The 13,062-nt window shown below is 69.3% G+C and carries 14 protein-coding genes and 1 pseudogene; 11 read left to right on the top strand and 4 right to left on the bottom strand.

Translation table 11 applies throughout. From position 1 onward, the window contains the following. Positions 1-5 precede the first annotated feature (5 nt). From fliQ to ACFY36_RS17575, 3 genes are all read right to left on the bottom strand, one after another. The gene (gene fliQ, locus ACFY36_RS17585) at positions 6-275 is read right to left on the bottom strand and encodes a flagellar biosynthesis protein FliQ (protein ID WP_097324397.1); all 270 of its coding nucleotides are present in this window, start codon (positions 273-275) and stop codon (positions 6-8) included. A 65-nt stretch (positions 276-340) separates the two neighbouring features. After that, on the bottom strand, positions 341-745 hold the full coding sequence (locus ACFY36_RS17580; protein WP_499747017.1) for a VOC family protein: 405 nt from the start codon (positions 743-745) through the stop codon (positions 341-343). Then, complete coding sequence (locus ACFY36_RS17575; protein WP_499747016.1) at positions 742-996, bottom strand: helix-turn-helix domain-containing protein; 255 nt, start codon at positions 994-996, stop codon at positions 742-744. Before ACFY36_RS17575 ends, ACFY36_RS17580 begins: the two co-directional genes overlap by 4 nt. Before the next feature lie 188 nt (positions 997-1,184). Between ACFY36_RS17575 and pdxT the strand changes: the two genes are divergently transcribed. The 3 genes from pdxT to ACFY36_RS17560 all read left to right on the top strand — a co-directional run bounded on the left by pdxT (position 1,185) and on the right by ACFY36_RS17560 (position 3,130). Continuing rightward, positions 1,185-1,781, top strand: a complete 597-nt coding sequence (gene pdxT / locus ACFY36_RS17570) for a pyridoxal 5'-phosphate synthase glutaminase subunit PdxT (RefSeq protein ID WP_499747015.1) — start codon at positions 1,185-1,187, stop codon at positions 1,779-1,781. A 17-nt stretch (positions 1,782-1,798) separates the two neighbouring features. Next, positions 1,799-2,551 (top strand): YebC/PmpR family DNA-binding transcriptional regulator, encoded by a 753-nt coding sequence (locus ACFY36_RS17565; RefSeq protein WP_499747014.1) that lies wholly within the window; start codon positions 1,799-1,801, stop codon positions 2,549-2,551. Positions 2,552-2,626: 75 nt separating this feature from the next. Continuing rightward, complete coding sequence (locus ACFY36_RS17560; protein ID WP_499747013.1) at positions 2,627-3,130, top strand: Uma2 family endonuclease; 504 nt, start codon at positions 2,627-2,629, stop codon at positions 3,128-3,130. A gap of 163 nt (positions 3,131-3,293) precedes the next feature. Here the strand turns inward: ACFY36_RS17560 and ACFY36_RS17555 are convergent, their stop codons facing one another. Continuing rightward, positions 3,294-3,830 carry a hypothetical protein gene (locus tag ACFY36_RS17555; protein WP_499747012.1) on the bottom strand — a complete coding sequence of 179 codons (537 nt, stop codon included), beginning with the start codon at positions 3,828-3,830 and terminating at the stop codon, positions 3,294-3,296. Between the two features lie 105 nt (positions 3,831-3,935). On the opposite strand from ACFY36_RS17555, the pseudogene ruvC reads away from it, so the two are divergent. From ruvC to ACFY36_RS17515, 8 genes and pseudogenes are all read left to right on the top strand, one after another. After that, positions 3,936-4,442: pseudogene (gene ruvC / locus ACFY36_RS17550) on the top strand (crossover junction endodeoxyribonuclease RuvC); the annotation flags it as partial. Between the two features lie 95 nt (positions 4,443-4,537). Then, positions 4,538-5,137, top strand: coding sequence for a Holliday junction branch migration protein RuvA (ruvA, locus tag ACFY36_RS17545; RefSeq protein ID WP_499747011.1), 600 nt, complete (start codon positions 4,538-4,540; stop codon positions 5,135-5,137). Then, positions 5,134-6,165 carry a Holliday junction branch migration DNA helicase RuvB gene (ruvB, locus tag ACFY36_RS17540; RefSeq protein ID WP_499747010.1) on the top strand — a complete coding sequence of 344 codons (1,032 nt, stop codon included), beginning with the start codon at positions 5,134-5,136 and terminating at the stop codon, positions 6,163-6,165. The genes ruvA and ruvB overlap by 4 nt, the downstream gene beginning before the upstream one ends. Before the next feature lie 150 nt (positions 6,166-6,315). Further along, positions 6,316-6,708, top strand: coding sequence for a preprotein translocase subunit YajC (gene yajC, locus ACFY36_RS17535; protein ID WP_499747009.1), 393 nt, complete (start codon positions 6,316-6,318; stop codon positions 6,706-6,708). 128 nt (positions 6,709-6,836) lie between these two features. Continuing rightward, entirely contained in the window at positions 6,837-8,705 is a 1,869-nt protein-coding gene (gene secD, locus ACFY36_RS17530) for a protein translocase subunit SecD (RefSeq protein WP_499747549.1), read from the top strand. 1 nt (position 8,706) lies between these two features. Further along, positions 8,707-9,897 carry a protein translocase subunit SecF gene (gene secF, locus ACFY36_RS17525; RefSeq protein ID WP_499747008.1) on the top strand — a complete coding sequence of 397 codons (1,191 nt, stop codon included), beginning with the start codon at positions 8,707-8,709 and terminating at the stop codon, positions 9,895-9,897. Positions 9,898-9,962: 65 nt separating this feature from the next. Next, complete coding sequence (locus ACFY36_RS17520) at positions 9,963-10,502, top strand: adenine phosphoribosyltransferase (RefSeq protein WP_499747007.1); 540 nt, start codon at positions 9,963-9,965, stop codon at positions 10,500-10,502. A gap of 105 nt (positions 10,503-10,607) precedes the next feature. Continuing rightward, positions 10,608-13,049 (top strand): RelA/SpoT family protein, encoded by a 2,442-nt coding sequence (locus ACFY36_RS17515; RefSeq protein WP_499747006.1) that lies wholly within the window; start codon positions 10,608-10,610, stop codon positions 13,047-13,049. The last annotated feature ends 13 nt before the right edge of the window (positions 13,050-13,062 follow it).

Raw genomic sequence — 13,062 nt, 5'->3', positions numbered from 1 at the left:
TGCTGCTACGCGAGAAGCTGCGGGATCCGGGCGAAGAGCTGCTCGGTGTACGTGATCATCTCGTGCAGCATCCAGTTGCCCGAGAACAGCAGGGCGGCGCCCACGGCGGCCGCCTTCGGCACGAAGGAGAGCGTCGCCTCCTGGATCTGGGTCACCGACTGGAACAGCGAGATGGCGAAGCCGACGACCAGCGCGGTGATCAGCGTCGGCGCGCACATCTTGGCCGCGATGGTCATCGCCTGCAGTCCCAGCTCCACGATCATCGTGTCGGTCATACCCTGCTGTTCGGGCGTTCCGGGTGCGCGTCGAGTGCGAGACGGTTGCGAAACGGTTAGAACCCTCAGGTGCGCGGCTCGACGAGCACCAGCCAGTTGCCGGTGTTGTCCCGCATGACGGCCTCCACCCCGTACGGGCGCTCCGAAGGCTCTTGAAGAAAGACCACGCCTGCGGCGCTGAGTTCCTCGTACGTCTTCTTGCAGTCGTTCACCCGCAGGCCCAGGCCGCCCATCTGGCCCGACTCGAGCTGCTTGCGCACGAAATCGGCGGCCTCGGGCGACAGCGGCGGGCCGGGGACCATGAGCGTGACCTCGAGCTCGGGCTGGGCCGGGTGGGCGATCGTCACCCAGCGCAGGTCGCCCATCCGCGCGTCGACGCGCGGCTCGAAGCCGAGGTGCTCGACGTAGAAGTCGCGGGCCTTGTCCTGGTCGAGGCAGTAGACGGTGGTCAACGAGATGTTCTCAATCATGGGGCGACGTTATGCCCGTCGCCGCCGGGCGCGCTTCTCCCCGATTGCGGTATGACGCCTCGCATGAAGAGGTGACAGCCGGGGATCTTGGGCGCTGCCCCGGCCCAGCGGCGCTGATAGGCGGCCGGGCTCTCGCCGACCAGCTCGGTGAAGCGGGACGAGAAGGAGCCCAGCGACGAGAACCCCACCGCCATGCAGACCTCGGTGACGGTCAGGTTGGCGTAGCGGAGCAGATCCCTGGGCGTGAGCAATGCGGCGGCGGGACAGATAGTGGATGGGCGTCATGCCGTACGTGGCCCGAAATGCCCGTACCAAATGAAAGCGCGACATGCCCGCCAAGCTCGACAAATCGCTCAGCCTGATCTGATCGGCGGAATGCCGGTCGAGGTGGTCGCGCACCCGGCGCAGGGCGAACACGCACCGAGCCTAAGCTTGCCCGGTGAACATCGGAGTGCTGGCCCTGCAGGGCGACGTGCGCGAACATCTGGCCGCGCTGGCCGAGAGCGACGTCCTGGCCCGGCCGGTCCGGCGGCCCGAGGAGCTGGCCGACGTCGAGGCGCTGGTCATCCCCGGTGGCGAGTCGACCGCGATCAGCAACCTGGCCGTGTCGTTCGGCCTGCTCGACCCGATCCGCAAGCGGATCGCCGACGGCATGCCCGTCTACGGCTCCTGCGCCGGCATGATCATGCTGGCCGCCACGGTGCTCGACGGACGGCCCGACCAGGAGTCCTTCCAGGGCATCGAGATGACCGTGCGGCGCAACGCGTTCGGCCGGCAGGTCGACTCGTTCGAGGCCCCGGTGACCATCGACGACATCGCCGGCGACGATTTTCACGCCGTTTTCATCCGCGCGCCATGGGTCGAGGAGGTGGGCGACGACGTGCGGGTGTTGGGCCGCGTGAGTGACGGACCCGCCGCCGGTAGGATTGTCGCCGTTCGGCAGGGCAACCTGCTCGCCACGGCTTTCCACCCGGAGCTCACCGGCGATCTTCGCGTCCACCGGTACTTCGTCGAGATGGTCCGCCAGGCCGCCTGACACCACGGAGGTTTTGCATGTCCGGCCACTCCAAGTGGGCGACGACCAAGCACAAGAAGGCCGTCATCGACGCCAAGCGCGGCAAGATGTTCGCCAAGCTCATCAAGAACATCGAGGTCGCGGCCCGCACCGGCGGCGGTGACCCGGCGGGCAACCCGACGCTCTACGACGCCATCCAGAAGGCGAAGAAGAGCTCGGTGCCCAACAACAACATCGACAACGCGGTCAAGCGTGGCTCCGGCCTCGAGGCCGGCGGCGCCGACTGGCAGACGATCATGTACGAGGGCTACGGCCCCAACGGCGTGGCGCTGCTCATCGAGTGCCTGACCGACAACCGCAACCGCGCGGCGACCGAGGTGCGCACGGCCCTGACCCGCAACGGCGGCACGTTCGCCGACGCCGGCAGCGTGTCGTACCTGTTCAACCGCAAGGGCATCGTGATCGTCCCGAAGGCGGGCCTGAGCGAGGACGACCTCATGATGGCCGTCCTCGACGCGGGCGCCGAGGAGATCAACGACCTCGGCGAGTCCTTCGAGGTCGTCAGCGAGCCCACCGACATGGTCGCGGTCCGCACGGCGGTGGTCGACGCCGGCATCGAGTACGACTCGGCCGAGTCCTCGCTGATCCCCACGATGACGGTGCCGGTCGACGAGGAGGCCGCCCGCAAGGTCTTCAAGCTGATCGACGCGCTCGAGGACTGCGACGACGTCCAGAACATCTTCGCCAACTTCGACGTGAGCGACGAGGTCATGGCGGCCATCGACGCCTAGTCTCGCGCCTAGTAGTCTGGCGGGGCCGGGTCGCATCAGCGACCGGCCCCGCTTCTGTGTCTCCAGGAGGCTCCGATGATCGACGACGGCGATCGGCTGGGCCCGGATTCCCCCTATGAGATGCACGACGGGAAGGTCGTCGCCCTCCGGCTCACGACCTTCAGGGAGAAGGAGCTGACGAGGCGGCTCGTGAGCGCCCTGTATGCCGCGGGCCTCGAGGCGTTCCATCGTCCCGGCCTTCACAGTGATCGGCCGGAGGACTGGCGGCTACCCGCCGCCGGCGTCGTCACTCACCTGCCGCGCGATCCGGACGGTTATACGTCGCTGCCGGGGGAGGCCTTCAGTCTGGTGGCCGAGGTCGTCGCCGAGGGTGAGGAGTGCGCAGGCCGGATGGGTTGGTATGCCCGGCGAGGCGTCCCGGAGTGCTGGCTCGTCCGGATGTCGGGAGGCGGCCCCGAGGAAGTGACGGTTGAGGTCTACCGGCGAGTGAGCCTGCTTTGGCGGAGACGCTCAAGGCGGCGGAGGCCAAGCGGTATGCCGAAGCGGAGGCGACTGTGGCGGGAAGGTGTCTTCCGGTGATCGAGCCCGACGGAATCACCGTGCTGCACCAGGATCGTGACTTCGAGACGATCGGGAAGGTGGTTCCCGAGCTGCGGCAGCGGTCGATCAAGACGGCGCCTAACTAAAGGGTAATGGCCGTGATCGATGGCAATGGGGTCGGTCCTGGCGGGCCGGCCCCGTGTCAGTAGTCGGTGGAGATCGAGGTCATGAATTGGATCATTGCGGCTATCAGGAGGATGCCGCCGACTATCAGGCGGCCGGCTCGGTGCCATAGCTGGCGGCGGTACGCCTGTACCCACGCTATGCCGGCGTCGGCGGTGGCCTCCACGCCTGAGCGGTGGGTGTCGGGGAGCAGGCCGGCCTTGCGCAAGGCCAGCGACGCTGTGGGGCCGGAGCGGCTGTAGTAGGACGCGGGTGGGGGCATCACCCGTACGTCTACCTCGTAGATCTGCTCGTCACGCCACTGCTTTGTTCTCGCCGCCAGGCGGTGGGTCATGTAGTCGGCGGCCGCGTGCGGGTGGCCCAGCAGGCGGCGGCGCCAGATCAGGCGGCGCCAGTGGCAGGCCACGTCGGCCAGCACGTCCATGTAGAGGTGGGCGGCCTCGGGGTCGCCGCCGACCAGACGATGGGTCTCGCGGCGCAGGTCGGTGACGTGCAGGGCGACGAACGTGACGTAGTCGGGTGGCGGCTCGTCGTCCATGGGTGGCACGAGATACATGGGCTCACCCCCTCCCGCCCATCGTCGGGGCGTGTCGCTGCCGGGCGCAAGAGGGGGCCGTACTAGGGTGTCGAACACACGTACGTGAGGCAGGGGAGGTCCATGGTGCGCGTGCTCGGCATCGACCCGGGGCTCACACGCTGCGGAGTCGGAGTCGTCGAGGGCGTGCCGGGGCGTCAGTGCAAGCTCGTCGCCTACTACGTGGTCTACTCCGAGCCCGACGACGACATCTCGCTGCGGCTGCTTCATCTCGACCAGTCGCTCGGTGAGCTCGTCGCCGAGCACAAGCCCGACAGCGTGGCCGTCGAGCGGGTGTTCTCGCAGCACAACGCGCGGACCGTGATGGGCACGGCGCAGGCCAGCGGCGTCGCCATCCTTTCGGGAGCGCGGGCCGGGCTGCCGGTCGAGACCTACACGCCCAGTGAGGTCAAGGCCGCCATCACCGGGTCCGGCACGGCCGGAAAGGCGCAGATGACCGCCATGGTGACCCGGCTGCTCAGCCTCGACGCGCCGCCCAAGCCGGCCGACGCCGCCGACGCGCTCGCCATCGCCATCTGCCACATCTGGCGCGGCGGCACCCGCGCCCGCATCCAGGCGGCAGCCGCCGCCGCGGCCACCAAGGTGGCCGCCCAGCGGGCCGCGGCACAGAAACTCAAAGCCGGGCAGCAACGCCAAGCCGGGCAGGCACTCAAGGGGGGAACCCGCGGATGATCGCCAGCGTGCGGGGGGTCGTGGCCGCGATCGCGGCCGACAGCGCCGTCATCGAGGTCGGCGGGGTCGGCCTGCAGCTGCAGTGCGCGCCGGGGACCCTGGCCGGGCTCCGGACCGGGGCCGAGGCGCGCCTCGCCGCCAGCATGGTGGTGCGGGAGGACTCGCTGACCCTGTACGGGTTCGCCGACGACGACGAGAAGCACCTGTTCGAGCTGCTTCAGACGGCCAGCGGCGTCGGGCCCCGGCTGGCCCAGGCCGTGCTGGCCGTGCACTCGCCCGAGACCGTGCGCCGCGCCCTCGCCGGCGGCGACCTGGCCACCCTGACCCGGGTGCCGGGCATCGGCAAGAAGGGCGCCGAGCGCATGGTGCTCGAGCTGCGCGACAAGATCGGCCCGATGGCGATGGCCGGCGACACCGCGGGCATGCTGAACGGAGCCTGGCAGGAGCAGGTGCGCCAGGGCGTGCTCGCGCTCGGCTGGTCGGCCGCGCAGGCCGATCAGGCTGTGGCCGCGCTGGCCGAGACGATCGACGGTGAGGTGCCGCCCGTTCCGCAGCTGCTGCGCCAGGCGATCAGGCTGCTGGGCAAGACCCGATGAGCGATCTCGTCTCGGCCGACGCGGGCGACGAGGACCTCGACGCCGAGGCCAGCGTCCGCCCGCGCCGGCTCGCCGAGTTCATCGCCCAGCACCGGGTCCGCGACCAGCTCGACCTGCTGCTCAAGGGGGCCATGGGCCGCGGCGCCCCGCCCGACCACATTCTCCTGTCGGGCCCGCCCGGCCTCGGTAAGACGACCTTGGCCAACATCGTCGCGGCCGAGCTGGGCACGAGCATCCGCACGACCAGTGGGCCGGTGATCGAGCGCAGCGGTGACCTGGCCGCGATCCTCACCGGCCTCGCGCCCGGTGACGTGCTGTTCATCGACGAGATCCACCGCATCGCGAAGCCGGCCGAGGAGCTGCTCTACAGCGCGATGGAGGACTTCCGGGTCGACGTCGTGGTCGGCAAGGGGCCGGGTGCCACCGCGATCCCGCTCGACGTCGAGCCGTTCACCCTGGTCGGCGCGACCACCCGGGCCGGTCTGCTGTCCGGGCCGATGCGCGACCGGTTCGGTTTCGTCGCCCACCTCGACTTCTACTCACCGGCCGATCTGGACGCCCTGCTGCACCGCTCGGCCCGCATCCTCGGTGTGCCGATCACCGACGAGGGCGCGGCCGAGATCGCCGGCCGGTCGCGGGGCACGCCGCGTATCGCAAACCGTCTCCTTCGGCGCGTACGGGACTTCGCCGAGGTGCGCGCCGACGGCGTCGTGACCGAGTCCACAGCCCGCGCCGCGCTCAAGGTGTACGACGTGGATGAGCTGGGGCTGGACCGTCTGGACCGGGCCGTGCTGCGTGCGCTCATCGAGTCCTTCCGGGGCGGGCCGGTCGGTTTGTCCACCTTGGCGGTGGCCGTCGGCGAGCAGTCTGACACCGTTGAGGAGGTGTGCGAGCCTTTCCTCGTGCGGGCCGGGCTTCTGGCGCGTACGCCGAGAGGCCGGGTTGCCACCGAGGCGGGTTGGGTGCATCTGGGAAAGACGCCCCCGTCGGGCGTCGTCCAAGGGGATTTGTTCGCGCGGGATGCGTGAAAAATTCCTCGTAATGCGAACGTGATGTGTGCCGCATTCGGACTTCCCAGGTTGACCGATTAGACTCGCCGCCGTTCCAACCCGGGATGTGTTTATCGCCCCGGTCACGCGCACGGGCGCGTCGCCGGCGGCCTACGGAAGGCTTTTTTGGTGATTCAGGCAGCCGAGGCATCGGGTGGTGGCAGCTTCACGCCGCTGCTTCTCATCGTCCTCCTCTTCGCCGTCATGTACTTCCTGATGATCCGGCCGCAGCAGAAGCGCCGCCGTGAGGCTCAGCAGATGCAGAACACGCTGGGGCCGGGCGACCGGATCGTCACGATCGGTGGCCTGCACGGCACCGTGGTCCAGGTCGACGACGACGTCGTCCACCTGGAGATCGCCGACGGTGTCGAGGTGCAGTTCGCGCGGCCGGCCATCGCGCGCGTCGTCTCGCAGGCCGGCGCGCCCGCCGAGACCGGCGTGGTCGAGGAGACCGAGCCCGTCGAGCCCGCCGTCGAGGAGCCGGTCGCCGACCCGATCGTCGACACGCGTAAAAAGGACTGACAGTTCCACCCCGGCGGGCCGGTCCAGATGGGCCGGTCCGTCAGGCCGCGCGCGGCCACCAGAATCGGACATCAGGAACGTAATACACAGGGAGACCGAAAGCCGTGGCACGACCACCACAGGGGCAGATGCATCCCGGACGGCAGCTAGCCGTGCTCGGCTTCATCTTCGTCGTTCTGTATCTGCTGGTCTTCTTCGCGGGCGGGGCGAGTGGCAGTTTCACCGACCGGTTGCACCCGAAACTGGGTCTCGACCTGGTCGGTGGCACGCAGGCCACCTACATCGCCTCCGTCCAGGGCGGCCAGGTGCCGTCCAAGGAGAGCATGGAGCAGGCCCGCGAGATCATCGACCAGCGGGTGAACGCGCTCGGCGTCTCCGAGGCCGAGGTGGTCATCCAGGGTGACCGCAACATCGTGGTCTCCCTCGCCGGCAAGGCCGACGACCAGCTCAAGGACCTGTCGCAGGCCGCGCAGATGCGGTTCCGCCTGGTGATCGGCGCGACCGGTGACGTCTCCACGGTGGCGCTGAACCCGCCGACGGCGGCGCCGAGCGCGGCGGCCAGCCCGTCGGGCAGCGCCAAGCCGTCGGCGACGACCAAGCCGTCGACCGCCGCCAGCGCCCCCGCGGTGTCGAGCAGCGCGCCGACCGGTGGCCAGGGTGGTGGCGAGGTCGTGAAGGCCCCGACGCCGACCCCGACGCCGAGCGCGAGCGCGAGCGCCCCCGCGGCGCCGCCGGCCACCGCCGACGAGAAGGCCCTGCTGGCCGAGGTCCAGAAGAAGGTCGGCGCCACCGTCTGGGCCGCCGCGAGCAAGCTGACCGCCCCGGTCGACCTCAGCACCGACCCGAACGCCGGCAAGCAGTACGCGCCGTTCGCGAAGCTCAGCGGCGACGAGGTCAACGTCCTCACCCCGCAGATGCAGATGTACGTGCCGACCGTCGGCTGCACCCAGCTCGACGCGCGCCCCAACGGCGCCATCGACACGGTGGGCCAGCAGGTCGTGGCCTGCTACAACGGCGGCAAGATCCTGATGGACCAGGCCAAGGTCGTCGGTGACGACATCTCCAAGGCCAGCCCGCAGCTCGACCAGCAGACCGGCCAGTGGGTCGTCTCCCTCGACTTCAAGAGCGAGGGCTCGACCAAGTGGGCCGCGCTGACCCGGCAGGCCTTCGAGGCCACCTCGGACGCTCCCTGCTACACCGCCGCCACGGCGATGTACGGCTCGATCGAGCACTGCGCGGTCGCCGTCGTCCTCGACAAGTCGGTCATCTCGGCCCCGCAGATCCAGGGCGTGCTCACCGGCACCTCGCAGATCACCGGCCAGTTCAACGCGAGCAGCTCCAAGGAGCTCGCCGACCAGCTGAACTTCGGCGCGCTGCCGGTCACCTTCACCTCGGGCCCGGCACAGACCGTCTCGGCCACCCTGGGCACCCAGCAGCTGCAGGCCGGTCTGATCGCGGCCGCGATCGGCATGGGCCTGGTGGCGATCTACGCGTTCTTCTACTACCGCCTGCTCGGCTCGGTCATCTTCCTGAGCCTGATGCTCTCGGGTCTGCTCACCTTCGGCGCCCTGGTCTTCCTGGGCCGCACGGTCGGCTTCACCCTGACCCTGGCCGGCATCGCCGGATTCATCGTCTCGCTGGGTGTCGCGGCCGACTCGTTCGTCATCTACTTCGAACGGTTGAAGGACGAGATCCACGAGGGCCGCAGCCCGCGCAGCGCGGTGCCACGGGCCTGGGCCCGCGCCCGGCGTACGATCATCTCGGCCAACACGATCACGATCCTGGCCGCCGTGGTGCTGTACATCGTCTCGGTCGGCGCGGTGCAGGGCTTCGCCTTCGCGCTCGGCATCTCGACGGTGCTCGACCTGCTCGTGGTGTTCCTCTTCCGTCACCCGATCATGACGATGTTCGCCAGCACCAAGGCGTTCCTCTCGCCGCGCGTGAGTGGTCTCGGCCGCGTGCTGCGCCGCGCTCCGACCGACGTCAAGGAGGCCTGACATGGCCAGCCAAGGTCTTGCCGCCCGGCTCTACGCGGGCGAGGCGAATGTCAACATCATCGGCCGCCGGAAGCTGTGGTTCATCATCGCGGCCGCGCTCGTGCTGATCTCCATCGGCAGCATCGCGATCCGCGGCTTCCACCTGGGCATCGAGTTCGCCGGCGGCACGTCGTTCAGCGTTCCGGCCACCAACGGCAGCACGACGTACAGCCAGGACGAGGTGTCCGACGCGGTCGAGCGCGCCATCAAGTCGGTCGACCCGGCGGCCGAGGTCGTCTCCTCGCAGACGCTCGGCAGCACCGGCGGCGGTGGCGACACCTACACGGTCCGGGCCTCCACGCTCACCGCGGCCCAGGCCGAACAGGCCAAGACCGCGCTGGTGACCGACCTCAAGCTCGACCCCACCAAGGTCAGTGACGACCAGGTCTCCGCGGCCTGGGGCGGGCAGGTGACCCGGCAGGCGCTGCTCGGTCTGATCATCTTCCTGATCGTCGTCATGATCTATCTGATCATCCGGTTCGAGTGGCGCATGGCGGCGGCGGCCGTCTCCTCGCTGTTGCTCGACCTGATCTTCACGGCCGGCGTGTACTCGCTGGTCGGCTTCGAGGTGACGCCCTCGACGGTGGTCGGCTTCCTGACGATTCTGGGTTATTCGCTGTACGACGTGGTGGTCGTCTTCGACAAGGTGCAGGAGAACACCCGCGGTATCACCGCGAGCAGCATCCGCACCTACAACGAGGCGGCCAACCTGGCGGTCAACCAGACCCTGATGCGCTCGATCAACACCGGTCTGGTGGCCCTGCTGCCCGTCGGCGGCCTGCTGTTCATCGGCGCCGGCCTGCTCGGCGCGGGCACGCTCAAGGACCTCGGCCTGGTGCTGTTCGTGGGCATGGGCTTCGGCGTCCTCGCCTCGATCATGTTCGCGGCGCCGCTGCTGACCGCGTTCAAGGACCGCGAGCCGAAGATCAAGGCGCACACCGCCCGGGTCCTGGCCCGTCGGGCGCAGGGCAAGTCCGGCGACGTGGCCCGCGGCGAGCGCGTCGGCCGCCAGTCGAACATGGCCGAGTCGGACGAGGCCCCGGCCCTGGCGTCCTCGGCCCCGCGGCCGGGCGCCCGGCCCACGGCCAAGCGCAGCACCGGTTCGAACACGAACCGCGGACCGGGCAACCGGCCCGGCGGCAAGCGCCGCTGAAGCGTTCCGTAGCGAAAAGGGCGGCCCGATCGGGCCGCCCTTTTCGTTGTGAAAGGCTTGCGCCCGTGACAGACCAGCACACCGACCTGGCCGCCATCGTCGAGAGCGGCACCGTCGACGTACCCGACTTTCCCAAGCCGGGCGTCGTCTTCAAGGACCTCATGCCGCTGTTCGCGGACGGGCCGGCGTTCCGTCAGGTGATCGACGGGATCATCGCCCACTACGGCGACGACAGCTTCGACGTCGTGGCCGGGGTCGAGGCCCGCGGGTTTGTCGTGGCCGCCGCCATCGCGTACGCGACCGGCACCGGCGTGGTGCCGGTACGCAAGGCGGGGAAGCTGCCGCGCAAGACCCTGTCGGCCTCGTACGAGCTCGAATACGGCGAAGCCACCCTCGAGGTGCACGAGGACGCTTTCATCGCCGGACAGCGCGTCCTGGTGGTCGACGACGTGCTCGCCACCGGTGGCACGGCCACCGCGGCGCTGGAGCTGGTCGAGCGGGCCGGTGGCACGGTCGCCGGCTTCACCGTGCTGATGGAGCTGGGCTTCCTGAAGGGCCGGGAGCGGCTCAGCCCCCGTACAGTGCACGCGCTCCTGACCGTCTGATTCTTTCTTCGGGTTCGGCCGGGTCATCAGGGAAGAGCGTGCGGGTAGGATGGCGTTCCTAACCAGGTGAACCAACCCACTATTGACGAGGGTGTGAGGAGGCCGGTGTCCAGCGACGTCGCCCCTCCGGCGGAGGGCACGGTGCAGCCGACCGAGAACACACGGACCGGTGCGGACGCTTCGGCGCCCGCGGTTGAAGCGCGGCCTGAGGGTCCCCGGCCGGCCGTTCCCGCGGCCGACGCCGACGACACCCAGCCGCTGCCCGCCGGTGAGGAAAGGTTCGGCCTGGCCAGCGCGCCCACGGGGCGCCGCGTCCGGGCCCGTCTCGCGCGCTTCAACGCGCCGTGGCAGAGCACGCAGGTCAGCGAGGTCCTCGAGCCGCTGATCGCGACCCACCGGGCCAGCCACCCCAAGGCCGACGGGCGCATGCTCCAGCGCGCCTTCGACGTGGCCGCGCGGTGGCATTCGGGTCAATACCGCAAGTCCGGTGACCCCTACATCACCCACCCGCTCGCGGTGGCCACGATCCTGGCCAACCTCGGCATGGACACGACCACGCTGGTCGCGGCCCTGCTGCACGACACGATCGAGGACACCGACTACTCGCTCGAGCAGATGCGCTCCGACTTCGGCGCCGAGGTGGCGCTGCTGGTCGACGGCGTGACCAAGCTCGACCGGGTGAAACTGGGCGACGCGGCCAAGGCCGAGACGATCCGCAAGATGGTCGTGGCCATGGCCAAGGACCCGCGGGTGCTGGTCATCAAGCTGGCCGACCGGCTGCACAACATGCGCACCCTGACCTTCCTGCCCCGCCCCAAGCAGGAGCAGAAGGCCAAGGAGACGCTCGAGATCCTGGCCCCGCTGGCCCACCGCCTCGGTATGAACACGATCAAGTGGGAGCTCGAGGACCTCGCGTTCGGCACGCTGTTCCCCAAGCGGTTCGAGGAGATCAACCGTCTCATCGGCGAGCACCAGCCGCAGCGTGAGGCGCTGCTGCGCCAGGTGACGAACCGGGTCGGGCTCGATCTCAAGTCGGCGAAGATCAAGGCCGAGGTGACCGGCCGCCCCAAGCACCTCTACTCGATCTATCAGAAGATGATCGTGCGGGGCCGCGACTTCAACGACATCTACGACCTGGTCGGCGTGCGCATCCTGGTCGACACGGTCCGCGACTGCTACGCCGCGCTGGGCGTCATCCACGCGAACTGGCAGCCGGTGCCGGGCCGGTTCAAGGACTACATCGCGATGCCGAAATTCAACATGTACCAGTCGTTGCACACGACGGTCATCGGCCCGACCGGCAAGCCGGTCGAGATGCAGATCCGCACCTTCGCGATGCACCGCACGGCCGAGTTCGGCATCGCCGCCCACTGGAAATACAAGGAGCAGAAGGGCGCGACGATCGTCGGCCCGCCGGCTCACATCGACGAGATGACCTGGCTCCGGCAGCTGCTCGACTGGCAGCGCGAGGCCAGCGACCCGTCGGAGTTCCTCGACGCCCTGCGGTTCGACCTGTCGAGCCAGGAGGTGTACGTCTTCACGCCCAAGGGCGACGTCATCCCGCTGCCGACCGGCTCGACCCCGGTCGACTTCGCGTACGCGGTGCACACCGAGGTCGGCCACAAGTGCATCGGGGCCCGGGTCAACGGCAAGCTGGTGCCGCTCGAGTCGACGCTGTCCAACGGCGACGTCATCGAGATCTTCACGTCGAAATCGTCGAACGCCGGCCCGACGCAGGACTGGCTCGGCTTCGTCAAGAGCCCCCGGGCGCGCACGAAGATCCGGCAGTACTTCAACAAGGAGCGCCGCGAGGAAGCGATCGAGGTCGGCAAGGAGGCGATCGTCAAGGCGATGCGCAAGCAGGGCCTGCCCCTGCAGCGCATGCTGACGAACGAGAACCTGACGACCATCGCCCGCGACCTGCACCTGCCCGACGTGGCGTCGCTCTACGCGGCCATCGGTGAAAACACGGTGAGCGCCCAGTCGGTCGTGCAGAAACTCGTCGCCGGCTTCGGCGGCGAGGAGGGCGCGGTCGAGGACATCGCCGAGACCGCCGTCGCGACCCGCCCGCCGCGCAACCGCAGCACGGCCCAGGATCCGGGCGTCGTGGTCAAGGGCGTCAGCGACGTGTGGGTCAAGCTGGCCCGCTGCTGCACCCCGGTGCCGGGCGACGCCGTCTTCGGCTTCGTCACCCGCTCAGGCGGCGTCAGCGTCCACCGTGAGGACTGCGCCAACGCGGCCGACCTGCGCGAGCAGGAGGAGCGTGTGGTCGAAGTGACCTGGAAGCCGACCAGCGCGTCGACGTTCCTGGTCGCCATCCAGGTCGAGGCGCTCGACCGGCACAAGCTGCTGGCCGACGTGACCCGGGTGCTGTCCGAGGAACGGGTGAACATCCTGTCGGCCACGGTCACCACGACCCGCGACCGGGTGGCGGTCAGCCGCTTCACGTTCGAGATGGCCGACCCGAAACATCTCGGGCATCTCGTGGCCGCCGTCCGCAAGGTCGACGGGGTCTTCGACGCTTACCGCGTCACTTCCGGAGCATGAAAAAAGGGGCGGC

The organism is Actinoplanes sp. NPDC000266, from assembly GCF_042899005.1.
Lineage (GTDB): Bacteria > Actinomycetota > Actinomycetes > Mycobacteriales > Micromonosporaceae > Actinoplanes.
The sequence above is the reverse complement of the archived record's forward strand: the minus strand, read 5'-3'. Positions and strand labels throughout refer to the sequence as shown.

Excerpts from the sequence above, each read along its gene's own strand:
- fliQ (WP_097324397.1), bottom strand. The coding sequence starts at position 275 with ATGACCGACACGATGATCGTGGAGCTGGGACTGCAGGCGATGACCATC.
- ACFY36_RS17580 (WP_499747017.1), bottom strand. The coding sequence starts at position 745 with ATGATTGAGAACATCTCGTTGACCACCGTCTACTGCCTCGACCAGGAC.
- ACFY36_RS17565 (WP_499747014.1), top strand. The coding sequence starts at position 1,799 with ATGTCCGGCCACTCCAAGTGGGCGACGACCAAGCACAAGAAGGCCGTC.
- ACFY36_RS17560 (WP_499747013.1), top strand. The coding sequence starts at position 2,627 with ATGATCGACGACGGCGATCGGCTGGGCCCGGATTCCCCCTATGAGATG.
- ACFY36_RS17555 (WP_499747012.1), bottom strand. The coding sequence starts at position 3,830 with ATGTATCTCGTGCCACCCATGGACGACGAGCCGCCACCCGACTACGTC.
- ruvA (WP_499747011.1), top strand. The coding sequence starts at position 4,538 with ATGATCGCCAGCGTGCGGGGGGTCGTGGCCGCGATCGCGGCCGACAGC.
- ruvB (WP_499747010.1), top strand. The coding sequence starts at position 5,134 with ATGAGCGATCTCGTCTCGGCCGACGCGGGCGACGAGGACCTCGACGCC.
- secD (WP_499747549.1), top strand. The coding sequence starts at position 6,837 with ATGCATCCCGGACGGCAGCTAGCCGTGCTCGGCTTCATCTTCGTCGTT.
- secF (WP_499747008.1), top strand. The coding sequence starts at position 8,707 with ATGGCCAGCCAAGGTCTTGCCGCCCGGCTCTACGCGGGCGAGGCGAAT.